Raw genomic sequence first — 26,598 nt, forward strand, 5'->3', positions numbered from 1 at the left:
GGCGTCTTGCGGCTGTCAGACGCACCGTGGTGAATGTGAAACTTCAACACCCTAACCGCAGGACGGCGATACATCTCCTGTTGAAACAGGGGGGTCGTAGCCGGGAATCAGCAGACGGCTGTCCGGTCGTCGATGTTTGCAGAGGGTACACCGTCGACTGGAGATTTCAGTGCCCGCTCCTCGGTGGTCGGACGATGTGGAAATCAGGTGCGCAGCGTCAAATCAGTCGCACGTCTGCCCGTGCGTCGGCGCTCCACCGCCTCGCCGTCAGTCCCCGGCAGATTTCATGCCGGTGTCTTCGAGGTCCGCACCGCCGACCGACGAGCGTAGAGCGTCCATCCCGTCGTCGCGGTCGATGCCGAAGTTGTCCCGGTACAGGTCCTGCACGCGGTCGTACTCCTCGTCGCTGAGCGGCGGCGTGTCAGGCGCACCGGCCCACTCGTCGATGTCGGCGTTCGTCCGGAACGTTGGGGTGACCGACGCCACCTCGTCGTTGTACAGGAGCCACTGGATGGCGGCCTGTCCCATTGTCCGCTCGCCGTCCCGCTCTAGGAAGCGGATTTCCTCGACTTTCTCCCAGCCGGTCTCGTACCACTCGCTGGGTCGGTGCGAGCGGTGGTCGCCCTTGCCGAGTTCCGTCTCGGGGGTCACCTGCTCGTTCAGCAGGCCCGAGGAGTGCGGGACACGAGCGAGTACCGACGTATCGGCGTTCTGCTCGCGGATAGTGTCGATGAAGTGCTGGCCGGGAGTCTGCTCGAAGAGGTTGAAGACGGTCTGGAGCGCGTCGAACTCGTTTGCGACCGCGGCGTCGCCCTCGGCGAGCCAGCCGATGGAGGGGCCAAGCGCCCAGCCGATGGCCTCGACTTTGCCTTCCTCGCGGAGTTCGTCTAGCGCTTCCAGTACGTCCTCGTCGACCTCGTCGACGTTGGCGTTGTGAAGCATCAGGAGTTCGACGTGGTCCATGCCGAGGCGGTCGAGCGAGCGGTCGACGGCGGTGTGGACCCACTCGGGCGTAATCTTCTTCGGGAGTTCGCCGTGGCCTGCCTGTGGGTTGTTGTAGAAGTCGTAGCCGATTTTCGTCGAGACCGTCACCTCGTCGCGGTGTTCCGCCAGCGCTTCGCCGATTATCTCCTCGCTGTCGCCGTGGCCGTACACGTCGCCGGTGTCGAAGAAGGTCACGTCCTCTTCGAGCGCGTGCTGGACCATCTCGACGGCGTCCTCGCGGGTGCGGTCGCCCCACCAGTCCGTCCCGACGACCCAGGCACCGAACCCGACTTCCGAGACCTCGACGCCGGAGTTTCCGAGTGTCGCGTATTCCATACCCGACGTAGCGGCGCTGTCCACTTAGCCGTCTTGGTTTGCCGTGTCGGACCGCGTTCGAACCCGGAGCTGTGGGGTCGCAATGTCGTCAAGCAACTCGACCGCGCCGTACTCGCGGTGGACCCACCAGTACAGCGCGGCCCCGCCAACGCCGAGCAGTGGAATGGCGATGAGTCCCCCTTCGGGACCGAACCCGCCGCCGGTCACGAGCGCGGGGCCGGTTGCGGTCGTCGAGAGCATGGCGACGCCCATCCGGAGGCCGCTGACTGGGAAGCCAAGCAGTGCCAGCGTGTAGTTCCAGGCGACGTGGAAGCCGCTGGCGACTCCGAGCCGCCCGGTCAGGACGTAACACGCACCGAGCAGGAAGCCGTAGAGAGTAATGTTGGCCACACTGAGCAGCGACGCGCTGGGGTTTGTCCAGTGGAGGACACCGAACAGTGCGCCCGTCAGCCCTGTCGCCGCGATGATCGCGCCTCGCTTACCGACCCACCCGGCGAGCCCCTCAGCCGTGTTTGTCAGGAGATATCCACGGACGAGCACCTCCTCGGCAGTTGCTTGGACGAGGAAGAACGCCCCCAGAAGGATGACGGCGACCGGTGGCCCGAACGCAGTCAGCGGAAGCGGTCCGCTGTCGACGGTTGCGAGGGCGACGCTGACCTCGGCGAACCCGACGGCCACCTCGACGAGGAGGACGAGCGTGGGCAGCCCCGCCCCGAGCGCGAGGCCGAACGCCGCGTCGCGCCACCACTGCCCGTCGAACCCTAGGCCGTAGTCCCGGAGTGTCCGCCGGTCGAGCAGATAGCCGATTACAACAGCGATGCCGGTTCCGGCAGCGAAGAGCGCAATCTGGCGCGTGACTGCGACCGCCGGCGTCATGCGCACTACCGACGACACCACCGCGACCACCCCTGAGAGGAGTACGAGGCCGAATCCGGCGAGAAACAGCCACACCGTCACCCGCCACGGCGCTCGCAGCCGGCGCTCGGCGGGATTGACAATGTAGCGCCGTATCTCCATGATGAAATCCGACCTGACCATGCCGTCGTCTGGGACGGCGTTGTCTTAACTGTGGCTTGCTCGCTGTGCCACTTGGTGCCGTGACACGGATGTTACTGGGTAGGTTTCACGTAACGGAAACCCCTATCTGCCCGCGAAGCCACGTACTCGACATGACGAAGCGTCACGTGTCGCTGCCACCGCTCGCCGAAGAGGGGCTCAGGGCGTTCATCGACGAGGTCGACGAACGCCTCTCTGGTGACGAGGACACCTGCGACGTTGTCACTGACGTGCTCATCGACCTCCACGGCGACCGAGAGGCCTACGAGCGCTGGCAGGACGGCGCGGATATCTCCCCGGCCGAGCGGGTCCGGCTCCAAGGGTATGACCCCTGTAACACGACCCTCGAGAGCGAGTACTACGCGGAAAAAGACGAGGAACGGTTCAAACGCTCGAAGCACCTCCAGTGGCTCTGGCGGCAGTTCGACGCGACGCCGATGGCGGACAACGTTGAGTTCGCGCTCCGGTTCCGGCGGATGCTCGCCGACCACCTCTTTGAGTCCTGTGGTGAGGGCTGTCGATTTTTCAAGGGTATCTCCTTTACCTACGGCCACAACATCGAGATCGGTGACAACGTCGTTGTCCATGACGACGTTCATCTGGATGACCGTGGGAAGCTCACTATCGGCGACCGCGTCTCCATCTCCGATGACACCCACGTCTACAGCCACGACCACGACGCCGTCGACCAGACCCACGTCGACAACTACCACACCATCATCGAAGACGACGTGCGCCTGACCTACGACTCGATGGTCCGGGCCGGCGTGAAGGTCGGGGAAAACGCCATCCTTGCAGCAAAGTCTATCGCCGGGAAGGACATCCCCGCCCACCACATCGCTGCCGGCACGCCGGCGAAATCCCTGACAGTCAAGGACGGCTGGGAGTCCGTTGCGGAGCCAATCGAAGGGGCGAACGTCGACCGCCGTGCCGAGCGGCAGTTGTCGTACGACCTCCCCGACGACCTCGACAAGTTCGACGAGTTCCAGCGGACTCTCTCGCCGCCGGACCGAGAGTAGGTGTCAGCACGCGCCGTCATCCCTTTTGTTACACCCGACGACGGTTACGTATGCGCAGCGTCGCCATCAACGTCGGAGCTAACACGAACGAACCCGGCTTCCGAGGACCGCTGTTTCCCGACGGCTCCTTCGAATACGTCCCGATTCCCGAGTCGGAGCCGACCAGCGAGCCAGTGCCGACTTACGCCGACCTCGACCTGGGGACTGACGTCTCCGCGGTGGCCGACCGGCCGGTCCACTTCGACCCGGAGTTCCCCGAGGCCGGCGGCGAGCGCTACACCTACGGCGACGAACACGGCGTGAAGGCCGGCCCGCTCTCGGGGCTGTCGGCCGGCGATTACCTCTTTTTTTACGCGACGCTCTCGACCGTCGGCGACGCGCCGGCCTGGGCTCCGCCAGAATGGGGCGCGTATGTCATCGGCCACTTCCGCCTCGTCCGCGACGCGGTGACCGGCGACGAGTACCGCGACCTCTCGCCCGAGGACCGGGCCCAGTTCGCCTCGAACGCCCACGTGAAACGGGACCCGTTCGACGCTCGCGTTCTCATCCGCGGCAATGCCGCCGAGTCACAACTGTACAACACAGTGGTCCCGCTGTCGGCCCCGAGCGGCGGCACCGACGCGAACGAACTGGTCACCGAACTGTCGTCCGACTCGGGGAAGGGGCCGTGGTGGCGACGGCCGATGCGGTTCGACGAGGCCGGCACGGAGCGACTGCTCGAACTGGCCGATAGCAACACCAGCGCTATCGAACGCTGACGCAGCCGAATGAGTTATCACCGGTGAAAATAGAATGTGAAAGCATATGTCCAGACGGACTCAGATAGCTGATATGCGTCTCTCTAGTGGGGTCCCCGGATTCGATGAACTCATTGAGGGGGGCTTACTTCCGAACCGTCTCTACGTGGTCAGCGGCCCGCCGGGCAGCGGGAAGACAACGTTTTGCTCACAGTTCATTACACAGGGCGTCAAGGAGGGTGAGACGTGCCTGTACGTGACGATGCACGAAACCAAGTCGGAGTTGATGCAGGACATGGCCGGCTACGACTTCGGTTTCGACCGGGCCATGCAATCTGACGCCATCCAGTTCCTCAACCTCGTCACCGAGAGCGGGAAACGAACTATCACGCAGTTCGGCAGCGAAGGCGGTCTGACGAACCGACTCGTCGCCTATATCAGACAGAACGATATCCAGCGGGTCGTTATCGACTCGACGATGCTGTTGCAGCACTTTATGAACGACGTCGAGGACGAGATCACGGGCTTTCTCTCCGCGCTGAAACAGACGGACGCGACGACGCTCCTTATCTCCGAGATGACCGACCCGTCCTCCTACAGTGACGAGCACTATCTCGCCCACGGCGTCGTCTTCTTCCACAATTTCCTCGAAAACGGAAGCATGACCCGCGGCGTTCAGGTTATCAAGATGCGGGGGACAGCTATCGACTGTGACATCCGTGAAATCTCCTTTTCTGACGCCGGACTTCGGGTCAACCCTGATCGGAAAGTGGAGACATGAGCCGCTACGAGCGCGAGTTTGGCACCGACTGGGACACTCTCGACAAGGACGAGGCCACCGACAGGGCATACGCTATCGGCGTCGCCGAGCGCCTCGGGGAGTTCAATCGCGACGAACTCGAAGCCATCTACGCCGAGATGAACTCGGCGTACCACAAGAGCATGGTCGAACTCGCGTACGACGAAGGTCGCAACGAAGCGAAGGAAGCGGCGGAGGCGACCAGCGCCGACCGGGACGCCGTCTGGGCCGACCTGATCAACGGCGAGAAGACGTACATCGACGAGGCGGACGTGCCGACTGGCGGCCGCGATGGCCTGCCGTCGGCGCTCGATTCGTCGGAACTGCTGGACAGGCAGTCAATCGACAGCACTGACGCCGTCGACAAACCGGACTTTCTCGACCGATAGCCGTTCTATGGTGCGCGCGGCGACTGTCCGAATAGTGCTGCCGCTCGCCTGTGTAAAACCGAAGGAGACGGAAAATCCGTCCAGAGCTGGGGATGACTGCAGGCCGTTCCAGGCCGTTAGAAGGAGACCTGGTCCGGTCCGTCTTCGCCCATGCAGATCGGGTCGCGGTCGGAGTAGCCCTTCCGGCCGATGGCCTTGCTCGACACACCCGAGAACGCTGCGAACTCAGCGTCTTCCGCGCTTTCGAAGGTTTCCGGGGCCGATCGGCTGAGTGCGTCGCCCAGCCGTTCGGTGCCGTTTGGCAGTTCCAGTTCCATGTCGCCGTCGCTCTCGATGATTTCCTCCGCGGAAATCGGGTAGTCGTACGATTGGAAGGCGTCCGTCGCGTTGCTTAGCATTCGCATATCTACCGAAAGTTCATGGTTCCTAATAAACCTTCACTATAGATAATCATAATATCCCTTAATGCGTATAAGGAACCCACGTTTCGTGTGGTCACGACACATGGTCTAATCAGAAGCGGCTTGCTGTTGGGAGGTGTGGACGTGGTATGGTCGTCGCTGACTTGCACGTACACACGACTCGCTCCGACGGGACGCTCACGCTCGATTCGGTCCCGGCCGCCGCGAGACAAGCGGGTGTCGAGGTTGTCGCCGTTACGGACCACGACCGCCTCCAGCCTGCTCTCGACGGTCCCGTCACCGAACGGGACGGTGTGACGCTGCTCCACGGTATCGAACTCCGCGTCGAAAGCGAGATACAGCGACTGGACCTGCTGGGCTACGGTGTCGACCCGACCGACGAACTCCGGGTCGAGTGTGCGCGCATCCAGCGGAACCGCCGCGAGCGCGGCGCGCGCATCATCGAGTGTGTCGAGGACCGCCTGGGCGTCTCGCTCCCCGTCGAGCCGCGTGACGGCCTCGGTCGTCCCCACATCGCCAGCGCTATCGCCGAGGTGTCGGACCACACCTTTCAGTCCGCGTTCGACGACCTCATCGGCGATGACTGCCCCTGTTATGTCGCCCGGGAGGTCCCGTCGTTCGAGCGCGGCTGTGCGTTGCTCTCGGACGCGTGCGGGCTGGTCGGCCTCGCGCACCCGTTCCGCTACCGGGACACTGCGGCCGCGCTGTCCACGTGTGCGTCGCTCGATGCCGTCGAACGGTGGTATCCGTACGGCCGAGCGGTCGACAACGGTCTCGTCGACGACGCCATCGAGCGGCACGGACTGATTCCGACCGGCGGCAGCGACGCCCACGGAGAGACACTGGGCGACACTGGTCTGGGCGCGGCCGCCTGGGACCGGGTCGAAACAGCCCTCGGTGTCTGACAACCGGCAGACGGAACCCGAGGGTTCAATGTCGTGCGGGACTACTATTCGAGTATGCAGTGTCACTACTGCGACCGTGAAGCCGACATCGCCGTCGAGAACGACGGCGTCAAGGTCGGTGTCTGCAAGACGCACTTCCGTGAACAGATGGCGGAGCTGGAAGACGCCGACTGGCTCGAAGACCTCGACGAGGAACTCGACATCGACCGACGCGAGTGACCGACGCTCCGTTTTGCTGCTTCTGCTGTGTCCCCCGCGTCTCCGCTGTGACCCACTCTGACTAACCGTTAAGGACTGTCCCCCGTACATGGCAACTATGGAGAAAGTCAGTATCGACGCCGTCGAATCGCGGATGGGGCCGGCGTCGGTCAAGCGGGCGCTCGCTGGTCCACTTGGCACCGACAATATCGCGTTGAATCACTACGAACTGGCACCCGGCGAATCCTTCGGCTTCGGCTACCACCGCCACCCGGAACAGGAGGAAGTATTTATCATCCAGTCGGGCACGGCGACGTTCGAAACGGAGGACGGTGATGTCCGCGTCGCAGCCGGAGAGGCGATCCGCTTTGCGCCCGGTGAGTGGCAACGCGGCCACAACGAGGGCGAGGAGCGTGTCGTCGCGCTTGCGCTCGGCGCACCACAGGAGATGGGCGATACGGATATGCTTCGACACTGCGAGGAGTGTGGCGGTCGCACGCACAACTACGTCGAGATGACGGCCGACCGGGACGCGCTCGTGACACGCTGTGCGGAATGTGACGCAGAAACCGGCCGGTTCTCGTAGCGCCACTGCGGCGAAGCCGGTCGGTTAGTCGTCGGCAGCGGTGGTAGCGCCGGTCACGTCACCCGCGTAACGCGCAGCGAACTCGGTGAAGTTGTCGAACAGCTGCTTGGCCTCGCAGGCGGCGCGATAGTTCGCCTCGGTGACGCCGTCCAGTACCGCTTCGATGCGCTCGTCGGCGAGCTGGTCGTCCTTGCCCTTCGTCACTGTCTCGGCCGTCTCGGGGTCGTACTCGGGGTGGAACTGCACCGAGAAGACGTTCTCCTTCCGGAACCCGTGAATGCCGTAGTCGTTCTCGGCGAACGTGGTCGCGCCCGGTGGCACCTCGGCGACGCGGTCCGAGTGCGTCGTAAAGACAGTGAACGACTCGTCGACGCCGGCGAGCAGTTCGTTCTCGCCGTCGTGGTCGACCGTCCGGTAGCCGATTTCGTACTCGTCCATCGGCTCGACGGTGCCGCCGAGCGCATGTGCGAGCAACTGGTGGCCGAAACAGACGCCCAGGAACGCGATGTTACGGTCGACTGCGTCCGTGACCCAGGATTCGAGTTCACGGATCCATGGTTCGTCCCAGTAGACGGACGCGCGGCTGCCCGTGACCAGACAGCCGTCGAACGCGAAGGTGTCGGGCAGTTCGCGCTCGGTCACGTCGTATTCCACGAGGTCGGCGTCGAGTTCCCGCCGAAAGTTCCGGCGGTTGTCGCCGCCGTCGTGGGCTGCGTTCAGCAGGGCGATTCGTGGCCTCATTACCAGTACGGAGCGGTTCGAATCGTAAAAACGTGCGTACCGACGGCAGTGATTGCCGCTCACAGTGACGGGACACCGGGTCGAAGCGCCCGCTGGCACAGCGGCTATCAGGAACAGCTGCCCACTCAGAATCGTCCCGCTACGGGGCGACGACTGCGATACGTGTTACGTCTGGTCCGCTTCCGGGTTGTTCGTCCGCCGATAGGAGCCGACCATCTTCCACAGCGTGTCGTTGAAGTCGTCGTTGTTGGCCTCGCTCTCGATCTGCCGGTACAGGTTTTCCGAGACTTCGATACGGGGCATCAAGCGTGTATAGAGAGCGGGAGTAAATAAATCTCCGCTGACACGGAATCGAGTAAAAGCTTCAACGCACCCCTCTAGGGGCCGTATAACCATTTGGCACCGAAAGAGACGAACCAGGCCATCCAGATGCAAAAGACGATCAGCCACGTCCCGTACTGGATCGTCGGGTCGGGAATCAGCACGTACGCCACGACAAGCAAAACGGCGATGCTTGCCGCGGCCGTGGCGTCCCAGCGGTCCAGTGCGGGCGGTTCGACCATCGGAACCTATTGCGAGATACCGTAGGTGTCGTTGTCCCAGTCGTAGACACCGGTATCGTAGACTGCCTGCTCGCGTTCGATGGCATCGATGCGCTCGTGGTCGGCGGCGTCGAGGTCCCAGTCGAACAGGTCGCAGTTCTGGCGGACGTGCTCGGGCGAGGAGGACTTCGGCAGGACGACCACCTCGTTCTCGACCGCCCACTTCAGGACAATCTGAGCCGGCGACCTGTCGTATTTCTCTGCCAGGTCCTGAATGACATCGTCCGCGAACACTTCCGTTCGACCCAGTGGCGCGGCGGCCTCAACGACAGTGTCGGTGTCGCGACAGAACTCGACCACCTGGTCCTGCGTGTTCCAGGGATGGTACTCGATCTGATTGACAGCGATAGGCACGTCGGCGACATGCTGGGCGGCCCCGAGCTGGTACGCGCTGAAGTTCGAGACGCCGACGTTGCGGATCTTCCCCTGATCGCGGAGTGTGGCCATCGCGTTCATCGTCTCCCGGATGGAGGTTGCGGGGTTGGGCCAGTGGACGAGATACAGGTCGAGGTAATCAGTCCCAAGTCGGTCCAGCGACGCCTCACAGGCCTCGATGACCGACTCGTAGTCGAGATGCTTTGGCAGCACTTTTGATGTGAGGAACACGTCCTCGCGGTCGTAGTCGGCGAGGGCCGCGCCGATTTCGCCCTCGTTCTCGTACCCTTCGGCCGTGTCCACGTGGCCGTAGCCCGCGTCGAGTCCGGCTCGAACGGACTGCTGAACGGTGTCGCCGTCGATGTCCCACGTCCCGACGCCGACCATCGGCAGTTCGTCGCCACTCGGGAGTGTCGCTGTTGGGGGTGTCACAGTACGTGCCTCACCCGCGGCAGTCAAAACCGTTTCGCGCTCGCCGCATTACAGTACACACCCGGTCGCCTCTCACTCGGGACTGGCGACGTGGACCGGTTCGCCGGTGTCCGCGCTTCTGGCCAGCGCATCTATGGCGCGCATATTCCCCAGTGTTTCGGCCCGGTCGATGGGCGGTGTCTCCCCGCTCTCGATAGCGTCTGCGAACGCCTCGACCTGCAACTGGTAGTGGTCGACCGGATCGAACGTTTCGGTGACCTCGCGGCCGTCGACGCTGTAGGTCAGCGAGACGGACTGGTCGTGGTCCGGGCCGAAGCAGTTCGGCGCTTCGAGCCAGCCGTCGTCCGTTTCGACTCGGTAGTACTCCCGTCTCGGTCCGTCAAACCCACAGGAAATCGAGGCGACCCGCCCGTCGTCGTACGACAGGACGCCGCTGAGGTTCGTGTCCACGCCACTGTTCTGGGAGTCCCGGGCATGCGCAAACGCTTGGCTTGGCTCGCCGAGGAAGCCCCGGACCGCGCTGACGGCGTAACAGCCTACGTCCATCAGGCTCCCACCGGCCAGCTCCGGGTCCAGACGGATATCGTCGGGGTCTGTGAGCGAGAATTTGAACGATGCGTCGACGGTGTGTACCTCGCCCAGTTCGGTTTCGACGATTTCCCTGGCCCGCTGGGTCCGCGGGTGGAACTGATACATGAACGCTTCCATCAGCGTGACGCCCTGCTCGGCACAGTAATCGAAGAGGTCCACTGCCTCAGCGGTGTCGACGGTCAGTGGCTTCTCACAGAGCACGTCGAGGCCGTGATCGGCGGCCCGCTGGCTCCACTTGGCGTGGAGCGCGTTCGGAAGCGGGTTGTACACCGCGTCGATGTCCGCCTCGGCGAACATCGTCTCGTAGTCGCCGAAGGCACTGTCGATACCGAGGTCGTCGGCTACCTCGCTGGCACGGTCTTGGGTTCTGGAGCTGATGGCCGCGACCGTGTGAGCAGACTTCTGGATACCCGGAATCACGTCCTTGCGCGCGATTCCTGCCGTCGAAATAATTCCAAAGCGCATACCGATACCCGGCTCCGCGGTGATAAACAATTACCGACCTTTCGGCTCCGCCTCGACGCTGACGCCCTGTTCGGACACGGCGGCTAGTTCGTCCGTCGCCGACCCGCGTCTGTCCGGCACGAGTTCGGCGGCAACTTCGCGTGCGCGCTCGAAGTGTATCGTCGCGCTGTCACACGCGGTCTCGGACGCCGCTCTTTTTGACTCGCCAGCTTCCCCAAGCGCCTGTCGCCCCGCCTCACGATGTGCATCGACTAGTTTGACAGCGATGTCCGCGAGCGCCTGTCGGAGCGACGCCCGGTCGCCGTCGAAGCGACGGTCACGACCCCAGTCAAGTTCGTACGCCGTCCGGTAGCGGTCGAGAGCGTCTTCCCAGTGTCTCGCTCGCTCTGCTGGGTCTGTCGTGGCTCTGGCCGCGCTTGCAGCCACCTGCGCCGCGTCGACTGGGGCTGACCGGAGTTCGGTGTACTCCGCTTCGACCGCGTTTCGAGCATCCGTGATGGCTTCTGTGGGCGGCTCCGATGCCGTTACGGCCAGCGCTCGCTCGTACTCGACGCCGGCCTGTGCGTATGCATCTGCGGCCCGTTCGTACGACCGGTTCTCCCATGCGCGGCGGGCCGTGTCGCGGTACTCATCGCCCGCGCTGACGTGGCGTCGGCGCTGGCAGGTGTTGATGCGTGCTTGCGCTGACTGGAGTCGTCCATCGACGGCCGCTCTCGCCCCCTCGCCCAGTGCTTCGACCCGCTTTCGCCCGTTGTCGAGCGCTTCCTGTGCGGCCGTGATATGCGTGGCTGCTGTCTCGAAATCTGTTGCTTCGAGTGCTGTCACAGCGGCCTCGACCTGGGACTCTGCCCGATCAAGCTCGGTGAGCGTGCGCGTCCAGACCTGTGTGGCTTCGTCGATGAACGACCGAACTGGCGCTAGATCGCCCTTGCATTCGAACGCCCAGCGGTCTTCGTCGACGGTGACGATTTCGAGCGTCGACGTGCGGAGTCCCGACGAACAGTGCACGGCAACGATGCCTTCGTGGGGAAGCGAGATGGTCCGGTCGCGGTCGTCGTCGCCGACGACGAACAGGACTCGAACGGTCGTGGCGAGCAGATACGCGCGGTAGTCGCCGGCCGGCGTGAGCGACTCGCTGTTCCCCCGGGCAGCGACGACGCCGGACTGGTCGTTGTACGCGAGATAGCTCGGTGTCTCTGCCCGCTGTAGATACTGCTCCAGCGGCTGCTGCAGGCGGCGCTTGCGTCCGAACAGCCCGTCGGTGTTCGCCCGGTCGAATACCGCTGGTCGACCCGCGGAACGTACGTCGATAACAGTTTCCACAGTTCACCCCTGTTCGTGACAGTATATTCAAATATATTGTCGTAGAAATAAATCCTTTGGCCGATAGCAGCGCTCAAACTGGTCGTTTCGACCCTCCCTTGCAACGCTCTCAGTACGGCTGGCTTCGGTCCGTCGGCTGGCGCTGCGGGCTTCCGCTGGTCAGGTCGGCGACGCACTGCCGGCAGAACTGGTAGTCCTGCTCGTTCCTCGCCCCGCAGTGGGGACAGTCGATGGATTCAGTGCTGTCGTCGGTGGCGCTGCCACGGCGCCCTTCGGCCTCGCCCTGCCCAGTCGCACCGGCTGGGTCACCCCGGTGCCGGTACGCGTACAGCATGGTCAGGACGTGGAGCCCCACGAGAAGCGCGATTGCGCCGTAGAGCCACTCGCTCACCATCATATGTGACGGTACGTGAACGTACTACTTGAGGGTTGTGCCGAGTTACCAATGGTCGGCGATTTCGACGGGTCTGGCACTGTCTCCCGTACCGAGCAGGCATCGGAGGTGTCCTGTGGGCCAGCGTTCAAATAGGACCACGCAGCCAGGGGTACGCATGCCCGTTGACACGCTCGGAGGTCCCTGATGGGCCGTCGCACGCTCGTCGCTGTCGCTCGCCCCGACGGCCGCTACGACTGCCGCGTCGCACACTGGGGCGTCGACGCCGACCCCATCGCTCAGTCTCGACCGCTCGGGACTGGCCTGACAGCGTCGGCTGCCCTCAGTGCCATCGATGCCACCTACGAGCAGTTTGTCGTGCTCGACCGCTCGGTCCGGACCTACGCCGTCTGCTGGCTCGACCCGACACTGTCGGCTCCCGACGACATCGTCCTCGCCCGCACTGCCGACCCTGAGTCGTTCCGGACGTGGTGGGTCGATCGGAAGGACAAGGCCTGTCGCGCCCTCGACAGCGAAGGCCGTGACCCGGCGACCGTTCGGCGTGCCCTGCTCGCGTCGCTCCGTGACCGTGCTTCGTCCGTCCACTGCCCCGACGACGCGTCCTTTTTACGCGGGGACCGCTAACCGCCATCCGTGACCGCCGTCGAAACGCTGACGTACCCTGACCCCGCCGACGCGCTGGACCTCGCGTCGCGTGCCACTGACCGCGGCGCGCTAGTGACGCTTGTCGGCACCTGTGCGGTCGAGTACGAGGGGCGAGCGGCCAGTTCGCTGGGGCTTGGCGACCGCCACGTGATGCTCAAGCCCGACGGGGCCGCACTGGTCCACACCGATGAGGGCCAACAGCCGGTGAACTGGCAGCCGCCGGGCTGTGAACACAGCATCAGCGTCGACGACGATTCGCTGGTCGTCCGCTCCACGCGGTCGACCCCCGAGGAGTCGCTGGAGGTCGCGTTCGAGACAGTCGCCCACGCCGCCGCCTTCGACGTGACGGACTCCAAAGACCTCACACTCACCGGGACGGAAGCCGACCTGAAAGACCGCATCCTCGCCGAGCCGGCGCTGGTCGAGTCAGGGTTTACGCCGCTGGCGACCGAACGCGAGACCCCCGCCGGAGCGGTCGACGTTTACGGCGAGGACGCCGACGGTCGGACGACGATACTCGAACTCAAGCGCCGCCGCGTGGGTCCCGACGCTGTCGGCCAGCTTGGTCGGTACGTCGATGCTCTGGGACGCGACTTACACGCTGACACCGAGGTCCGGGGGATTCTTGTCGCACCGTCCGTGACGGATCGGGCTCGGCAGTTGCTTGCCGAGAACGGTCTGGAGTTCGTCTCGCTGGAGCCGCCGTAACGCCCGTGTCGGCTCCTAGTCCACGGTGACCGTTCCGTCGGTGTCGACGACCACGCGGTGGCCGCTGTAGTCGAACGCGACGTGACCGGTAGTGTTCGAATCCGCGATACACGTCGTCAGTGCATCTGGATTGATACTGTCGGCCAGCGGCGGGAGCGTCTTGACCGGCCGTCTCTCCGCGGTCGCGACAGCGCGAACGACTGCCGTGACGATAGACTGGTCAGGGCCGTGAGCTTCGATAACGGTTGGTGATGTTCCAGACACGGTTCTCTGCCCTCATGCTGGATTCACTCTGTAGTGTAAAGTTCAGTATGGCTAGTATAGTAAACGCCGAACCACGACCCATGCCAACATTCTTCACGACGTGCCGACTGCACTTATTCATGTCCCAACAGCCTGGTAACGGCCGGGCGGTAACCCGTGTGGAATTTGCCCTGTCTGATGGCTCGTACCCCTTCGTATCCGTGTCTGCAGCCGAATCGTGTTCAGTGATTCTCGAGAAATGCCTGCCACAGACGGACGACACGTATGCGGAGTTTTTTTCGGTCGAAGACACGCCCCCTGAGCGGCTTGTTGAGCGAATCAGTGACGACACCCGTGGTAAGGCGCGGGTACTTGAGCGCACCGACGACGGCGGCCTCGTCGAGATCACCGTACAGGACAACTGTCCCGTTGTCTCGCTTGCGGACGCCGGGGCGGTACCACGGACCGCCCGGAGTGTCGACGGACAGGGGACTATCGTAGCCGATGTTCCAAGGCAGACCGAGACGGCTTCGGTTATCGAATCGTTCCTGACGGCCCATTCAGAGGCCGAACTCGCAGCGAAAAAGCAGCACGAGTCCATCGCCCCGCTGTTCGGGTTCCAGAACTACGCGTCCCACACCGAATCACTGACCGACCGCCAGCGGGAGGCTCTCGTGACGGCCCACGAAGCGGGGTACTACAGCTGGCCCCGCGAAGCGACAGCTGCGGACCTCGCTTCGCTTCTCAATATTTCGGAGCCAACGCTTCACAAGCATCTGCGGGCTGCCGAACAGAAACTCGTCGCGACCATGTTCGCCTGCCCGCACGACGACCTGGCTGCTGAGGGTGATAGCTGACCGGCGCTGTCATTCGAGTCTGTCCTGCAAGTCCGCGAGCGCGTTCATCGCCTCTATCGGCGTCATCGTCGCGACGTCCAGCGACGCTAACTGCTGTGCCACTGACTCTGGCAACTCGCCCTCGGCGGCTCCGTTCGCCCGAAGCATCCCTTGTCTGTGGTCGTCTGCTGGAGCCTCATCGGCCGCCGCCACCGCTGGTCCGTTCTCCGTCGCTCTAGTCGTCGCCGTGGGGGCGGAACCCGTATCGGAGTCACCCATCGTTTTGCCCTCGGATTCTGCCCCACTCGACCCTTCGACGCCCGAATCGGTCGCTTCGGCCTCCGCCAGAAGGGCCCGTGACCGATCGACGACGGATTCGGGGACGCCGGCCATGCTCGCCACTTCGACGCCGTAGGAGGCCGCCGCGGGACCGGGCGCGAGTTCGTGGTCGAAGCGCACGTCGTCGTCCTTGCGGCTGGTCTCGAAGTGGCGGTTGGTCGCGCCGGGCAGCGCCGCGGCGACGGCCGTCAGGTCGTGGTGGTGGGTCGCAAACAGCGTGTACGCGCCCACCTCGTCGTGGAGATGCTCGGTGACGGCGCGGGCGATAGCCAGCCCGTCGGCCGTCGACGTGCCGCGGCCGACCTCGTCCAGCAGGACCAGCGAGTCTCCGGTCGCCGCGTCCAGAATCGTCGCCAGTTCGGTCATCTCTATCATGAACGTCGAGCGGCCGCCGGCGATGTCGTCGCTGGCCCCGACGCGGGTGAACACCCGGTCGAGAATCGGGAGGTCCGCCGCCTTCGCGGGGACGAAACTCCCCGCCTGCGCGAGCAGGCATATCAGCGCGACCTGGCGCATGTACGTCGACTTCCCGCTCATGTTCGGTCCCGTGACGACCGCGAGGAAGGGCTGTCTGTCGTCCGCGGCGTCGCCGTCGCCGCTCCCGTCCGTTTTGTCCCCGACCGGCCCGCCGCCCAGCCCCGTGTCGTTGGGGACGAAGGCGTCTTCGGTGCGTTCGACGACCGGGTGGCGGCCGGCGGTGATGTCGATACCGTCGCTTCCGACGGTGGGCCGGCAGTAGTCGTACTGCGCCGCGACCTCGGCAAAAGAGACCAGCACGTCGAGGCGAGCCAGCCGCTCGGCCAGGGCTTGCACGCGCTCGGCCCCGTCGGCCACCTCGTCCCGGACCGCACAGAACAGGTCGTACTCCAGGTCGTCGGCCGCGCTCTCGGCTCGCAGAATCTCCTCTTCGCGCTCCTTGAGTTCCGGCGTGTAGTAGCGCTCGCTGTTTTTCAGCGTTTGACGGCGCTGGTAGTCCTCGGGGACGGAATCGAGATTGGCGTTGGTCACCTCGATGTAGTAGCCGTGGACAGAGTTGTGGCCGACCTTCAGCGAGTCGATGCCGGTGCGCTCGCGCTCGCTCGCTTCCAGTTCGTCTATCCACTCTTTGCCGGACTGCTCGGTCGAACGCAGTCGGTCCAGTTCATCGTCGTAGCCCTCGCGGATGACGCCGCCTTCGGTCACCTGCTGTGGCGGGTCCGGGCGAATGGCCGCCTCGATTTCTTCGCGGGTTTCAGTTAGCGGGTCCAGCGTCGCGTGCAGGTCCGCGAGCAGGCGGGCATCGGCGTCGGCCAGCTCCTCTCGGACCTCGGGCACGACAGATAGCGTGGCGGCCAGCGACCGGAGGTCACGGGCGTTCGCCCGACCCCGAGAGACGCGAGAAATGAGCCGTTCGAGGTCGTACACGTCCGCGAGCAGGTCAGACAGGGCTTCTCTGGTCACGGGGTCGCGCTGAAGTTCTGCGACCGCGCCGTGGCGGGCTTCGATGCGCTCGGCGTCGAGCAGCGGGCGGCGGAGCCAGTCGGTCAGCTTCCGCCGGCCCAGCGCACACGCCGTCTCGTCGACCGTGTCAACGAGCGTGCGGTTCTCGTGGCCCCGCACCGACCGCCGCTCGAACAGTTCGAGGCTCTCGACGGCGACGGCGTCGAGCAGCATGTACTCCCGCGGGTCGTACCGCGTGAGGTGATTGAGGTAATCGAGCGTGCCGGCGGGGTCCACGTCGGGGTCGACCGGTTCGCCGTCGGGGCCGACCGCGCCCGCGCTGCCGCGGGTGTACTCCGCGTAGGCCAGCAGGCCGCCGCAGGCCCGAATCTCCGCGTCGCCGGCGAGCAGGCGCTCCGGCGGGCCGAAGTACTGGGACACGCGGTCCTCGGCGCGCTCCCGGGCGAAGGCGTCCGCGTCGTAGCGCGTCACCAGACAGGCCGGGCCGAAGACGGCGTCCCGGTCCACGTCGACATCCGGCCCGACGATTGCCTCGGCGGGGCCGAACCGGCTGAGTTCGTCGGCGACGGCGGCCTCCGAGCCGACGCTCGTGGCGTAGCAGTCGCCGGTCGACACGTCCAGCAGCGCCAGCCCGTACCGTTCGCCTTCGGTCAAAGCAGCGACGTAGTTGTTGTCCGCGCCGCCGAGCAGTTCGCTCTCGGTGAGCGTCCCCGGCGTGACGATGCGGGTGACCGCCCGCTTGACCACGCCGCTGACCTCGTCGGGGTCCTCGACCTGGTCGGCGATAGCGACCCGGTAGCCAGCGTCCAGCAGCGTCTCGACGTAGGACTCGGCGTTGTCGATGGGGATACCGGCCATCGGGTACTCGCCGGTCGAGTCCTCGCGCTGGGTCAGCGTAATCTCACACAGTCGGGCGACCCGTTTCGCGGCCGCACAGAAGGCCTCGTAGAAGTCCCCGACCTGAAAGAGGACCAGGGCGTCGTCGTACTGGCGGCACAGCTCGTAGTACTGTGCCATCATCGGCGTCAGGTCCCCCTCGAGCTCGGCCATCTGCTCGGGCGGGCCAAGCGCAGCGTCCATACCCGGTGGCAACAGCCGACTCCCCATAGGCGCTCCGCTCTCCGCCGTAGCGTGACCGCTAGGTATCGCCGACCCGGCCTCTGATTTTTATACCGCCCGAGAGACGTAGGCTGTATGTCACGTCGCGCCAACTACGCGCTCTGTCAGTTCCAGCAACACCTCGGCCCGTCGGCGGACTCGCTCGACGTTCCGTGGGCCGAGTACAGCGGTGATTCGACCGACCCGGTTTCCGTCGACATCCCCACCTCGTCACCAGCAGACCCGTACGTGCAGATGCAGGTCTACGACGTCGAGGACTTCGACCACGAAATCGTGGTCAACGGGGACCCGCTGTCGGGGTTCGACATCGCGCCGGGCGAGGGGTGGCAGCTCTGGATGGACACGATTGCGCCCGAGCGACTGCACCGCGGCGAGAACACGATTCAGTTCCGACGGGACACTGACTCGAAGGACGCATTCGTCGTCGGGTCGGTCACGGTCCACTGGACGGAACCCGTCGAGTGAATATATAAACAGCCCGGCACCGTCCTGATGGGGCGTGCCAACAGCTACCACTGTTGACGGACAGTACCACCTCAGTCGGGTGATTTCACCTGTTCCGGTCGTGTCGGCGGGCGGCCGGTGAGCATCCTATAACCCCTACTTTTATATAGAACCACATGCAATCTTCGCTTGATTATGAGCCAACGCCAGATGCAGGGCCAGCCGATGATCATCCTGGGAGAGGACTCCCAGCGGATGAAGGACAAGTCTGCACAGGAACACAACATCTCGGCCGCTCGCGCGGTCGCCGAGTCAGTACGCTCGACGCTCGGCCCGAAGGGGATGGACAAGATGCTCGTCTCCTCGATGGGCGACGTGACCGTCACGAACGACGGCGTCACCATCCTCTCGGAGATGGATATCGACAACCCGACAGCGTCGATGATCGTCGAGGTTGCCGAGACACAGGAAGACGAGGCCGGTGACGGCACCACCTCCGCCGTCGCCATCGCAGGCGAACTCCTCAAGAACGCCGAGGACCTCCTCGAACAGGACATCCACCCGACGGCCATCATCAAGGGCTTCAACATGGCCGCCACGCAGGCCAAGGATGAGCTCGCGGACATCGCCACGGAAGTCGACCCCGACGACGAGGAACTCCTGAAGAAGGTCGCCGAAACCTCGATGACGGGCAAGGGCGCGGAGCTCAACAAGGAGCTGCTCGCCCAGCTCATCGTCGACGCGGTCAACGCCGTGACCGTCGAGGCCGATGACGGCTCCGTCGTTGCCGACCTCGAATACCTCAACATTGAGACCCAGACCGGCAGCTCCGCCGGCAACTCCGAGCTGCTGGAAGGCGCGGTCATCGACAAAGACCCGGTCCACGAGGAGATGCCGACCGAAGTCGACGGCGCCGATGTCTTGCTCGTCGACACGGCCATCGAACTCGACGAGACCGAAGTCGACGCCCAGCTCTCCGTCGACGACCCGAGCCAGCTCCAGAACTTCCTCGACAAGGAAGAGGAGCAGCTCAAGCAGATGGTCGACCAGATCGCGGACACCGGCGCCGATGTCGTCTTCTGTCAGAAGGGTATCGACGACATGGCCCAGCACTACCTCGCCGAGAAGGGTATTCTGGCCGTCCGCCGCGCCAAGAAGTCCGACATCGAGTTCCTCAAGGAAGTCCTCGGCGCTCGCATCGTCTCGGACCTCGACTCCGCGACCGCGGAGGACCTCGGCCACGGCTCCGTCACCCGCGACGACGCCGAAGGCCTGTTCTACGTCGAGGGCAGCGGCGACGAGGCTCACGGCGTCACCCTCCTGCTCCGTGGGTCGACCGACCACGTCGTCGATGAACTCGAACGTGGCGTCACGGACGCGCTCGACGTCGTCGCGTCCACCGTTGCCAACGGCAGCGTTCTCGGTGGCGGCGGCGCACCCGAAGTCGAAGTCGCCCGCCGTCTCCGCGACTACGCCGACGGCGTCGAAGGCCGCGAGCAGCTCGCCATCGAGTCCTTCGCCGACGCGCTGGAAATCATCCCGCGCACTCTCGCCGAGAACGCCGGTCTCGACAGCATCGACACGCTGGTCGACCTGCGCGCCGCCCACGAGGACGGCGATGTCAGCGCCGGCCTGAACGTCTTCTCCGGTGATGTCGAGAACACGCTCGATACCGGCGTCGTCGAGCCAGCCCACGCCAAGCGACAGGCGATTTCCTCGGCTGCCGAGGCCGCGAACCTGGTCCTCAAGATCGACGACATCATCGCTGCCGGCGAACTCTCGACTTCCGGCGGCGACGAAGACGGCCCCGGCGGCCCCGGTGGCGCCCCTGGCGGCATGGGTGGCATGGGCGGCGGCATGGGCGGCATGATGTAAGCGAGGTTCCGTCGGAACCTCGGATAGACAACGGGCCATCGGCCCGTGAGTCAGCAGTCGACCGGAGAGACCTCCGAACGAGCGAATCGCCGCTTGCGATTCGGTTTTTTTGCGGTTCTGTAACGCGCCGAGTCATCCCAGCGTGTATATCGAGACGTGAAACTGGAGGAACAGTTAGGTATCTCTCTACGAAGTATCGACTGTCCCGGTCCGTTTGGTGGGACGGACTGGTGACAGTGGGTGGGGGCCTCTCTCCGTTTTGGCGCTCCCGTGACAGTGTCCAGCCGTCCCTCGCATCAGTCGGGTCCTGTTGTTCGGTTTCGCTGGTGTCGGTCTTCGAACACCACGTCCGTCGTCCCGAGGTCGCTGTAGCGGAGGATCTCAGTCACTCGGTGGGTAGCCGTTCCGTTGACGGCCGTGTACTGGAGCGCGTAGCTCCGAACGATGCCGTTAGGCGTCACGGTTGCCGAGAGGGAGACATTGCTCACACGGTCGACGGGGCGGGTGGCAATCGCGCTGTCGTCGATTGTGCCGGTTCCTTTGACGCGATACAGCGACACTCCGTACAGTTGCTTGATGACCTCATCGCCGGGGCGGATGGCTGTGCTGTTGGTGGCGGAAAACAACGCCATGAGACGCGCATTGAACGTTGGCTCGAAGAACAGCGCGGCCCGAGGAGAGCGCGGCGGGCCACCGATACCCCGACTGTCCGCCACCACCTTCGCCGATGTCGAGCCGTTGACGGTCGTCCGCCTGAGCGCACGGCCGTCCCGCCAGGTGCTGTGGACCGCACGCGCTGTCACACCCTGTCCGGATATCGTTCGAGTGGCCGTGTACGACTCGTAGCCCGCGCTGATACTGGCACGGGTCCGGACGCGCTTGTGCAAGCCGCTGCCGTTCATGACGGTTCTGGTGTGGTGGACTCGATAGGAGGTGTTCGAGAGCTGGCTGACGTGGGCGCGGCCGAGCGCGGTAGCGTTGACGACGCGGTCGCCGACGACGCCCGGGGCACGCTGTACCGGACCCGTCGGTGCGTCTGCAGTCGGGACTGGGGCTGGCGTCACCGTCTCTCTGGCAGCCGCGTCGTCCCCCAACAGACCGGTACACCCGGCGCTCAGCAGACAGAGACAGACCGCGGCAATTGCCACCCCGCGACGCATACCGATGCCTGGTCGCGTGGTAATATAACCCCTGTGACAGCGGGGGTATAAGTGCTACCGAGTGCCAATATTTCGTATGCAGACGCTGCTTCTCGGCGCGGACGCGGTCGAGGACCACGCGACGATGCCAGCAGTTATCGACGCGGTTGCCGCGGCCTTTGCCGCCGATGCCAGAGACAACACCATCATGCCGGCCAAGTCCTACATCGACCTGCCGCAGTACAACGGCGATTTCAGGTCGATGCCGGCCTACGTCAACGCGGAGACGTGGGACGCTGCCGCGGTCAAGTGGGTCAACGTCCATCTGGACAACCCCCGCGACCACGACCTACCGACCGTCCTCGGGACGCTCATCTACTCGGACCCTGAGACGGCGTTCCCGCTGGCCGTGATGGACGGCACCGTCCTGACCCGCCTGCGGACCGGGGCGGCGGCCGCCGTCGCCACCGACCACCTTGCCGTCGACGACGCGGCCTCGCTCGGACTGGTCGGGGCTGGCACGCAGGCCTACACGCAACTGGAAGCCATCTCGTCGGTGCGGGACATTGAGACGGTGGTCGTCGCCGACCGAGACGCGGAGAAACAGCAGGCGTTCGTCGACGCGTTCGCCGACCGATTCGACGTGCAGGCGGGTCCCATCGAGGACGCCGCCGGCTGTGACGTGCTGTCGACGATTACGCCCGTCGAGTCCCCCATCGTCGAGCGGGCGTGGCTCGACGAGCACACCCATATCAACGCCATCGGGGCTGACGCCGCCGGCAAGCAGGAACACGACGAACGCACGCTGCTCGACGCGAAACTCGTCATCGACAACTACAAGCAGTGTACCCACTCCGGCGAGATTAACGTCCCTTGGGGTGAGGGCGTCCTGACCGACACCGACCTCCACGGGGAGCTCGGCGACATCGTCGCGGGCACCCTCTCGGGGCGGACTGACGACGACGGCATCACGCTCTTTGACTCGACTGGGCTGGCTATTCAGGATGTCGCGGCCGCACACGTCGTCTACGAGAACGCGAGCGCCGAGGGCGACGGGACGGCGTTCCCGCTCGTCGACACCGACGCGACCTGACTAGGTCGGCGTGAGGGCGTCCGTGACCTTCGAGATGCCCCAGACGATGACGATGAACGGCAGGAGCGGGAAGAGCAAAACGAGCAGGCCGACGAGCATGCCCCAGCCGATCATATCCATCCCCTCGTTGGGACGGCTCCGCGTCCCCGGCGTGACCGACCGGAGCGCCGCCGGCAGTCGTCCGCTGTCGTCCGTGTCGTCAGGTGATTCTGCCATACGCTCTCTTGCGCTGATACGTGTATAAGCCTAGCCCCGGCGACTACATCGCGCCGGCGACGCCGCTGCCGATGGCGGCCCCGCACTCGCCACAGGCGACGAGGTAGAACCGCTTCGAGGCCGTGAAGAAACCGGTCGTCGAGTCCATATCGAGGAACTCAACGTCGTCCTGGTCGGCCATCTCCGCGTCGCACTCGGGACAGTGGACCATCAGGCCGCACCCCCGTTGGACTTCGCGCCGGCGACGCCGCTACCGATAGTCACGCCGCACGCTGCGCAGTTTGCGGTGTAAAATCGCTTGGAGGCTTTGATGAACCCGGTCACAGCATCCACTTCGACGAACTCGATGTCGTCGGCCGTTTCGAGCGAGGTCTCACAGTCAGGGCAGTGTACCATACGTCTGTGACACCTGTTGAGTCCGGCAAAAATCTTGTGTGGGTTCCCGACCGTCGACCGGGGTCTGGCGGCCTCGTACCGCGGCCGCCGGTGGGTCGCCGACTCGACTACGACGGCGTCTCGTCGTCCCCAGCGATGTCGGTGACGTCGGTGTACACCGCGAAGGCCGAACAGACCCCGCCCGTCTCGTCGGGGTCTATCGGCACCGCCTGGAGCTGGAACGTCCGGGGACCGTCGACCGTCTGGCGCGTGACCTCGGTCGTCGTCACGTCCCCCGTCTCGGCGCGTCTCGTGATGCGTTCGGCCTGTTCCCGCTGGGCGTCGGTCGCCGTGATGACCCGGTCCAGGTTCCGGCCGACGACGTCCGTTCCCGGCGGGACGAACGTCGCCTCGAACGCGGGGTTGACCGACTGGATTATCGGGGCCCCGTTTCGCAGTTCGACCGAGGCAATCGCGTTGGTCGTGTGCGTAAACAGCGTCTCGTAGCGCTGTGTGGTTTCGAGCGCCCGCTGCTGGGCCCGGTTCTGCGCGACGGCGTTCGTGACCCGGTTCGCCAGGAGTTCGTACCGCTCGACGTCGCTGCCCTTCTGGAGGTAGTCGGTGACACCGGCGGAGATGGCCTCGCTGGCGATCTCCTCGCTCCCCTTCCCGGTAAACAGGATAAACGGGAGGTCGGGATACTGCTCGCGTATCGCCTGCAGGAACTCGATGCCGTTCAGGCGCGGCATGTCGTAGTCGGAGACGACACAGTCGACGGGCCGCTCCGCCAGCAGTGCCTGGCCGTCGCTGGCGCTGTCTGCCCGGACCACGGTGAGGCGGTCGTCCTGCCGCTCCAGGAGGCTCGCCGCAAACTCGGCGAAGTCGGGGTCGTCGTCGACGTGGAGAACGGCGATTGCTTCGGGCACGCTGCAGTAACCACCGTTCCCAGCCGATAAAAGCATCTCGGCGAAACTGGTCGATACACAGACAGGCCCGCTCGCGTCGCCCGTGGCGGCCGTCCGGTCTCCCGAAGGGAAAGGTATAGCACCGTCGCTATCGGATGTTCCGATATCATGACCACGACCGGCGAGGAACGCGAGCGGGGCTTTGACCACACCGAGGTCGAGCCCCGGTGGCAGCGCACGTGGGACGAGGCCGACGTGTTCCGCATCGACGACGACGAGACCGACCCGGAGTACGTCCTGGCGATGTTCCCCTACACCTCCGGCGAGCTACACATGGGTCACGTCCGGAACTACACCATCACGGACGCCTACGCCCGCTTCGAGCGGATGCGCGGCGAGAGCGTCCTCCACCCGATGGGGTGGGACTCCTTCGGCCTGCCCGCCGAGAACGCCGCCGAGGAACGGGACACCAACCCCCGTGACTGGACGATGCAGTGCATCGACTCGATGCGCGAGCAACTCACGGAGATGGGCTTTGGCTACGACTGGGAGCGCGAACTCGCCACCTGCGAGCCCGAGTACTACCAGTGGAACCAGTGGTTGTTCAAGCAGTTCCGCGAGGAAGGGCTCGTCGAGCGACAGGCCGCTGAACTGAACTGGTGTCCCTCCTGTGAGACCGTCCTCGCGGACGAGCAGGTCGAGGGCGAGGACGAGCTCTGCTGGCGGTGTGACACCCCCATCGAGGCCCGCGAGATGGACCAGTGGTTCTTCACCATCACCGACTACGCCGAGGAACTGCTGGAAGACTTAGACGATCTGGACGGCTGGCCGAACAACGTCCGGGAGATGCAGCGCAACTGGATCGGCAAACAGGAGGGCGCGAGCGTCGCCTTCGAGGTCGGCGACTACGGCGACGTGGACATCTTCACCACGCGGCTGGACACCATCCACGGGGCGACCTTCTTCTCGCTTGCCCCTGGCCACCCCGTCGCTCAGGAAATCGCCGCGGACAACGAGGAAGTCGCCGAGTACATCGAGATGGCCGAGGACGCAGACGAGGACGACCTCGACGTGACCTCCGGCGTGTTCACCGGCGAGTACGCGACCAATCCCGCCACCAGCGAGGAGATTCCCGTCTACGTCGCCGACTACGTCCTGACCGACGTTGGGACGGGCGCGCTGTACGCCGTGCCGGCCCACGACGAGCGCGACCACGAGTTCGCCGAGGCTCACGACATCGACATCGTGCAGGTCGTCGAGCCGACCGAAGACGCGGACGCCGACCCTGACGACATCGACGTGCAGGAAGCGGCCTACACCGAGGACGGCGTCCTCGTCAACAGCGGCGAGTTCGACGGCCTCACCAGCGAGGAGGCGCGCGACCGCTTCGTCTCCGAGTTCGACGGTGAGCACCGCACGGAGTACAACCTCAGAGACTGGGGCATCTCGCGCCAGCGGTACTGGGGCACGCCCATCCCGATGATTCACTGCGACGACTGCGGCTACGTCGAGGTCCCCGACGAGGACCTGCCCGTCGAACTGCCGGAGTTCGTCCACACCACCGGCAATCCGCTCGACGCCGCCGAGGAGTGGAAGCAGGTCGACTGCCCCGACTGTGGGGCCGACGCGGTGCGGGAGACGGACACGATGGACACGTTCGTCGACTCCTCGTGGTACTTCCTGCGCTACACCTCGCCGGACCTCGACGACGCGCCCTTCGACGCCGAGCGGGCGAGCGACTGGATGCCCGTCGACCAGTACGTTGGCGGCATCGAACACGCCGTCATGCACCTGCTGTACGCCCGCTTCTTCACGAAGGTGCTCGACGATCTCGACATGGTCGACGGCGTCCGCGAGCCCTTTACGAACCTCACGAACCAGGGGATGGTGCTGGGCGAGGACGGCAACAAGATGTCAAAGAGCCTCGGCAACGGCGTCTCGCCACAGCGCATCATCGAGGAGTACGGGGCCGATACGGCCCGGTTGTTCATCATGGAGGCCGCCCAGCCCGAGAAGGAGTTCGCCTGGAGCCCCGAGGGCGTCCAGTCGGCCCACAGTTTCCTCCAGAACGTGTACACGCTGGTCTCGGAGTATTCTGAGGGCGAGGTTGACACAGGCGACGCCGGCGACATCGCCGACTACGTCGCCCGTGAAATCGACGCCACCGCCGCGAACGCGACGGCGGAGTTCGAGGACTTCCGGTTCAACCACGCGCTCCAGGCGGTGCGGGAACTGGTGTCGCTGCTGCGCCGGTACCAGGAGGCGACCGACCCCGACGCCGACACCTTCGAGCGCGGGCTGGCGACGGCGGCGAAACTGCTCGCCCCGGTCGCCCCCCACGCCGCCGAGGAGATGTGGGCGGAACTGGACCGCGACGGCCTCATCGCCGAGGCCGAGTGGCCGGCGGCCGAGGCCCCCGACGGCTACGAGACGGAGCGGCAACTGGTCGAGAACACCCGCGAGGACGTCCGCGACATCGTTGACACCGTCGGCATCGAGGACCCCCAGACCATCACGCTCGCGGTCGCACCGCAGTGGAAACACCGCGTGCTCGACCTCGCCCGCAATGCCGACGGCAACGTTGTCGGAACGGTCATGCAGGACGAGGAACTGCGCGAACAGGGCGAGGCGGCCGCGGACTTCGCCAAGGAAATCGCAGGCCGGGCGCAGTCGCTTGACGAGCAACTGCCGCCCGAGCGTGAACAGACGGCGCTCGAACGGGCTGCGTGGCTCGTCGAACGGGAGTTCGGAGCCGAGGTCGTCGTTCAGGGCCCCGAGGAGGCCGCCTCGGACCTCGTCGGCAAAGCCGGTCCTGGCCGCCCGGCCATCGACATCGAAGAGTAGCCTGCGGCCGGCCGATTTTCGCC

The 26,598-nt window shown here is 65.0% G+C and carries 28 protein-coding genes; 13 read left to right on the top strand and 15 right to left on the bottom strand.

Going from position 1 to position 26,598, the window contains the following annotated elements; all coding sequences use genetic code 11:
- Positions 1-267 precede the first annotated feature (267 nt).
- Together BVU17_00845 and BVU17_00850 are read right to left on the bottom strand one after the other, a co-directional pair.
- Positions 268-1,320 carry a general stress protein gene (locus tag BVU17_00845; GenBank protein AUG46141.1) on the bottom strand — a complete coding sequence of 351 codons (1,053 nt, stop codon included), beginning with the start codon at positions 1,318-1,320 and terminating at the stop codon, positions 268-270.
- A 24-nt stretch (positions 1,321-1,344) separates the two neighbouring features.
- The gene (locus tag BVU17_00850) at positions 1,345-2,358 is read right to left on the bottom strand and encodes a CAAX protease family protein (GenBank protein ID AUG46142.1); all 1,014 of its coding nucleotides are present in this window, start codon (positions 2,356-2,358) and stop codon (positions 1,345-1,347) included.
- A 131-nt stretch (positions 2,359-2,489) separates the two neighbouring features.
- On the opposite strand from BVU17_00850, the gene BVU17_00855 reads away from it, so the two are divergent.
- From BVU17_00855 to BVU17_00870, 4 genes are all read left to right on the top strand, one after another.
- Complete coding sequence (locus tag BVU17_00855; protein AUG46143.1) at positions 2,490-3,395, top strand: acetyltransferase; 906 nt, start codon at positions 2,490-2,492, stop codon at positions 3,393-3,395.
- A 50-nt stretch (positions 3,396-3,445) separates the two neighbouring features.
- Complete coding sequence (locus tag BVU17_00860; protein ID AUG46144.1) at positions 3,446-4,153, top strand: hypothetical protein; 708 nt, start codon at positions 3,446-3,448, stop codon at positions 4,151-4,153.
- 73 nt (positions 4,154-4,226) lie between these two features.
- Entirely contained in the window at positions 4,227-4,913 is a 687-nt protein-coding gene (locus tag BVU17_00865) for a KaiA-binding protein (protein ID AUG46145.1), read from the top strand.
- On the top strand, positions 4,910-5,320 hold the full coding sequence (locus tag BVU17_00870) for a hypothetical protein (protein ID AUG46146.1): 411 nt from the start codon (positions 4,910-4,912) through the stop codon (positions 5,318-5,320). Before BVU17_00865 ends, BVU17_00870 begins: the two co-directional genes overlap by 4 nt.
- Before the next feature lie 116 nt (positions 5,321-5,436).
- Here the strand turns inward: BVU17_00870 and BVU17_00875 are convergent, their stop codons facing one another.
- Positions 5,437-5,718, bottom strand: coding sequence for a DUF2795 domain-containing protein (locus tag BVU17_00875; GenBank protein AUG48800.1), 282 nt, complete (start codon positions 5,716-5,718; stop codon positions 5,437-5,439).
- A 152-nt stretch (positions 5,719-5,870) separates the two neighbouring features.
- On the opposite strand from BVU17_00875, the gene BVU17_00880 reads away from it, so the two are divergent.
- Both BVU17_00880 and BVU17_00885 read left to right on the top strand, forming a co-directional pair.
- On the top strand, positions 5,871-6,647 hold the full coding sequence (locus tag BVU17_00880) for a histidinol-phosphatase (GenBank protein AUG46147.1): 777 nt from the start codon (positions 5,871-5,873) through the stop codon (positions 6,645-6,647).
- Between the two features lie 316 nt (positions 6,648-6,963).
- Complete coding sequence (locus BVU17_00885) at positions 6,964-7,431, top strand: cupin (GenBank protein AUG46148.1); 468 nt, start codon at positions 6,964-6,966, stop codon at positions 7,429-7,431.
- Positions 7,432-7,455: 24 nt separating this feature from the next.
- On the opposite strand, the gene BVU17_00890 is transcribed toward BVU17_00885, so the two are convergent.
- The 6 genes from BVU17_00890 to BVU17_00915 form a co-directional block, all read right to left on the bottom strand.
- Positions 7,456-8,172: a hypothetical protein gene (locus BVU17_00890; protein ID AUG46149.1), complete on the bottom strand. Its 717-nt coding sequence runs from the start codon at positions 8,170-8,172 to the stop codon at positions 7,456-7,458.
- 377 nt (positions 8,173-8,549) lie between these two features.
- Positions 8,550-8,735: a hypothetical protein gene (locus tag BVU17_00895; GenBank protein ID AUG46150.1), complete on the bottom strand. Its 186-nt coding sequence runs from the start codon at positions 8,733-8,735 to the stop codon at positions 8,550-8,552.
- 6 nt (positions 8,736-8,741) lie between these two features.
- A complete protein-coding gene (locus BVU17_00900) occupies positions 8,742-9,536 on the bottom strand; it encodes an oxidoreductase (GenBank protein ID AUG48801.1) in 795 nt (264 codons plus the stop codon).
- A 117-nt stretch (positions 9,537-9,653) separates the two neighbouring features.
- On the bottom strand, positions 9,654-10,637 hold the full coding sequence (locus BVU17_00905; GenBank protein AUG46151.1) for a glucose-fructose oxidoreductase: 984 nt from the start codon (positions 10,635-10,637) through the stop codon (positions 9,654-9,656).
- 30 nt (positions 10,638-10,667) lie between these two features.
- Complete coding sequence (locus tag BVU17_00910; GenBank protein ID AUG46152.1) at positions 10,668-11,960, bottom strand: hypothetical protein; 1,293 nt, start codon at positions 11,958-11,960, stop codon at positions 10,668-10,670.
- Positions 11,961-12,069: 109 nt separating this feature from the next.
- A complete protein-coding gene (locus BVU17_00915) occupies positions 12,070-12,357 on the bottom strand; it encodes a zinc ribbon domain-containing protein (protein ID AUG46153.1) in 288 nt (95 codons plus the stop codon).
- Between the two features lie 183 nt (positions 12,358-12,540).
- Between BVU17_00915 and BVU17_00920 the strand changes: the two genes are divergently transcribed.
- Both BVU17_00920 and BVU17_00925 read left to right on the top strand, forming a co-directional pair.
- The gene (locus tag BVU17_00920) at positions 12,541-12,978 is read left to right on the top strand and encodes a hypothetical protein (protein AUG46154.1); all 438 of its coding nucleotides are present in this window, start codon (positions 12,541-12,543) and stop codon (positions 12,976-12,978) included.
- A gap of 9 nt (positions 12,979-12,987) precedes the next feature.
- Entirely contained in the window at positions 12,988-13,707 is a 720-nt protein-coding gene (locus tag BVU17_00925; protein AUG46155.1) for a recombinase RecB, read from the top strand.
- A gap of 15 nt (positions 13,708-13,722) precedes the next feature.
- Here the strand turns inward: BVU17_00925 and BVU17_00930 are convergent, their stop codons facing one another.
- Positions 13,723-13,971, bottom strand: coding sequence for a hypothetical protein (locus tag BVU17_00930; GenBank protein ID AUG46156.1), 249 nt, complete (start codon positions 13,969-13,971; stop codon positions 13,723-13,725).
- 119 nt (positions 13,972-14,090) lie between these two features.
- Between BVU17_00930 and BVU17_00935 the strand changes: the two genes are divergently transcribed.
- Positions 14,091-14,807 carry a bacterio-opsin activator gene (locus BVU17_00935; GenBank protein ID AUG46157.1) on the top strand — a complete coding sequence of 239 codons (717 nt, stop codon included), beginning with the start codon at positions 14,091-14,093 and terminating at the stop codon, positions 14,805-14,807.
- A 9-nt stretch (positions 14,808-14,816) separates the two neighbouring features.
- On the opposite strand, the gene BVU17_00940 is transcribed toward BVU17_00935, so the two are convergent.
- Entirely contained in the window at positions 14,817-17,645 is a 2,829-nt protein-coding gene (locus BVU17_00940) for a DNA mismatch repair protein MutS (protein ID AUG46158.1), read from the bottom strand.
- A gap of 114 nt (positions 17,646-17,759) precedes the next feature.
- Between BVU17_00940 and BVU17_00945 the strand changes: the two genes are divergently transcribed.
- Together BVU17_00945 and BVU17_00950 are read left to right on the top strand one after the other, a co-directional pair.
- Positions 17,760-18,149, top strand: a complete 390-nt coding sequence (locus BVU17_00945) for a hypothetical protein (protein AUG46159.1) — start codon at positions 17,760-17,762, stop codon at positions 18,147-18,149.
- Between the two features lie 174 nt (positions 18,150-18,323).
- Positions 18,324-20,003, top strand: coding sequence for a thermosome subunit (locus tag BVU17_00950; protein ID AUG46160.1), 1,680 nt, complete (start codon positions 18,324-18,326; stop codon positions 20,001-20,003).
- A 296-nt stretch (positions 20,004-20,299) separates the two neighbouring features.
- On the opposite strand, the gene BVU17_00955 is transcribed toward BVU17_00950, so the two are convergent.
- Positions 20,300-21,163 (bottom strand): hypothetical protein, encoded by an 864-nt coding sequence (locus BVU17_00955; protein ID AUG46161.1) that lies wholly within the window; start codon positions 21,161-21,163, stop codon positions 20,300-20,302.
- A 76-nt stretch (positions 21,164-21,239) separates the two neighbouring features.
- On the opposite strand from BVU17_00955, the gene BVU17_00960 reads away from it, so the two are divergent.
- Complete coding sequence (locus BVU17_00960) at positions 21,240-22,235, top strand: ornithine cyclodeaminase family protein (GenBank protein ID AUG46162.1); 996 nt, start codon at positions 21,240-21,242, stop codon at positions 22,233-22,235.
- Here BVU17_00960 and BVU17_00965 read toward each other — a convergent pair whose 3' ends face one another.
- From BVU17_00965 to BVU17_00975, 3 genes are all read right to left on the bottom strand, one after another.
- Complete coding sequence (locus BVU17_00965; protein ID AUG46163.1) at positions 22,236-22,451, bottom strand: hypothetical protein; 216 nt, start codon at positions 22,449-22,451, stop codon at positions 22,236-22,238.
- 210 nt (positions 22,452-22,661) lie between these two features.
- Complete coding sequence (locus BVU17_00970) at positions 22,662-22,847, bottom strand: hypothetical protein (protein AUG46164.1); 186 nt, start codon at positions 22,845-22,847, stop codon at positions 22,662-22,664.
- Positions 22,848-22,954: 107 nt separating this feature from the next.
- Positions 22,955-23,752 (bottom strand): hypothetical protein, encoded by a 798-nt coding sequence (locus BVU17_00975; protein ID AUG46165.1) that lies wholly within the window; start codon positions 23,750-23,752, stop codon positions 22,955-22,957.
- Between the two features lie 147 nt (positions 23,753-23,899).
- Here BVU17_00975 and BVU17_00980 point away from each other — a divergent pair, with 147 nt between their 5' ends.
- Entirely contained in the window at positions 23,900-26,575 is a 2,676-nt protein-coding gene (locus tag BVU17_00980; GenBank protein ID AUG46166.1) for a leucine--tRNA ligase, read from the top strand.
- Positions 26,576-26,598 lie beyond the last annotated feature (23 nt).

Source organism: Haloarcula taiwanensis, from assembly GCA_002844335.1.
GTDB classification, from domain to species: domain Archaea; phylum Halobacteriota; class Halobacteria; order Halobacteriales; family Haloarculaceae; genus Haloarcula; species Haloarcula taiwanensis.

Bases quoted from the DNA above. Each gene is read 5' to 3' on its own strand.
- BVU17_00900 (AUG48801.1), bottom strand. From the start codon at position 9,536: ATGGTCGGCGTCGGGACGTGGGACATCGACGGCGACACCGTTCAGCAG.
- BVU17_00955 (AUG46161.1), bottom strand. From the start codon at position 21,163: ATGCGTCGCGGGGTGGCAATTGCCGCGGTCTGTCTCTGTCTGCTGAGC.
- BVU17_00915 (AUG46153.1), bottom strand. From the start codon at position 12,357: ATGATGGTGAGCGAGTGGCTCTACGGCGCAATCGCGCTTCTCGTGGGG.
- BVU17_00940 (AUG46158.1), bottom strand. From the start codon at position 17,645: ATGGACGCTGCGCTTGGCCCGCCCGAGCAGATGGCCGAGCTCGAGGGG.
- BVU17_00970 (AUG46164.1), bottom strand. From the start codon at position 22,847: ATGGTACACTGCCCTGACTGTGAGACCTCGCTCGAAACGGCCGACGAC.
- BVU17_00850 (AUG46142.1), bottom strand. From the start codon at position 2,358: ATGGTCAGGTCGGATTTCATCATGGAGATACGGCGCTACATTGTCAAT.
- BVU17_00885 (AUG46148.1), top strand. From the start codon at position 6,964: ATGGAGAAAGTCAGTATCGACGCCGTCGAATCGCGGATGGGGCCGGCG.
- BVU17_00945 (AUG46159.1), top strand. From the start codon at position 17,760: ATGTCACGTCGCGCCAACTACGCGCTCTGTCAGTTCCAGCAACACCTC.
- BVU17_00935 (AUG46157.1), top strand. From the start codon at position 14,091: ATGTCCCAACAGCCTGGTAACGGCCGGGCGGTAACCCGTGTGGAATTT.
- BVU17_00845 (AUG46141.1), bottom strand. From the start codon at position 1,320: ATGGAATACGCGACACTCGGAAACTCCGGCGTCGAGGTCTCGGAAGTC.
- BVU17_00920 (AUG46154.1), top strand. From the start codon at position 12,541: ATGGGCCGTCGCACGCTCGTCGCTGTCGCTCGCCCCGACGGCCGCTAC.
- BVU17_00960 (AUG46162.1), top strand. From the start codon at position 21,240: ATGCAGACGCTGCTTCTCGGCGCGGACGCGGTCGAGGACCACGCGACG.
- BVU17_00880 (AUG46147.1), top strand. From the start codon at position 5,871: ATGGTCGTCGCTGACTTGCACGTACACACGACTCGCTCCGACGGGACG.
- BVU17_00895 (AUG46150.1), bottom strand. From the start codon at position 8,735: ATGGTCGAACCGCCCGCACTGGACCGCTGGGACGCCACGGCCGCGGCA.
- BVU17_00965 (AUG46163.1), bottom strand. From the start codon at position 22,451: ATGGCAGAATCACCTGACGACACGGACGACAGCGGACGACTGCCGGCG.
- BVU17_00875 (AUG48800.1), bottom strand. From the start codon at position 5,718: ATGCTAAGCAACGCGACGGACGCCTTCCAATCGTACGACTACCCGATT.
- BVU17_00890 (AUG46149.1), bottom strand. From the start codon at position 8,172: ATGAGGCCACGAATCGCCCTGCTGAACGCAGCCCACGACGGCGGCGAC.
- BVU17_00980 (AUG46166.1), top strand. From the start codon at position 23,900: ATGACCACGACCGGCGAGGAACGCGAGCGGGGCTTTGACCACACCGAG.
- BVU17_00855 (AUG46143.1), top strand. From the start codon at position 2,490: ATGACGAAGCGTCACGTGTCGCTGCCACCGCTCGCCGAAGAGGGGCTC.
- BVU17_00950 (AUG46160.1), top strand. From the start codon at position 18,324: ATGAGCCAACGCCAGATGCAGGGCCAGCCGATGATCATCCTGGGAGAG.
- BVU17_00865 (AUG46145.1), top strand. From the start codon at position 4,227: ATGCGTCTCTCTAGTGGGGTCCCCGGATTCGATGAACTCATTGAGGGG.
- BVU17_00905 (AUG46151.1), bottom strand. From the start codon at position 10,637: ATGCGCTTTGGAATTATTTCGACGGCAGGAATCGCGCGCAAGGACGTG.
- BVU17_00870 (AUG46146.1), top strand. From the start codon at position 4,910: ATGAGCCGCTACGAGCGCGAGTTTGGCACCGACTGGGACACTCTCGAC.
- BVU17_00860 (AUG46144.1), top strand. From the start codon at position 3,446: ATGCGCAGCGTCGCCATCAACGTCGGAGCTAACACGAACGAACCCGGC.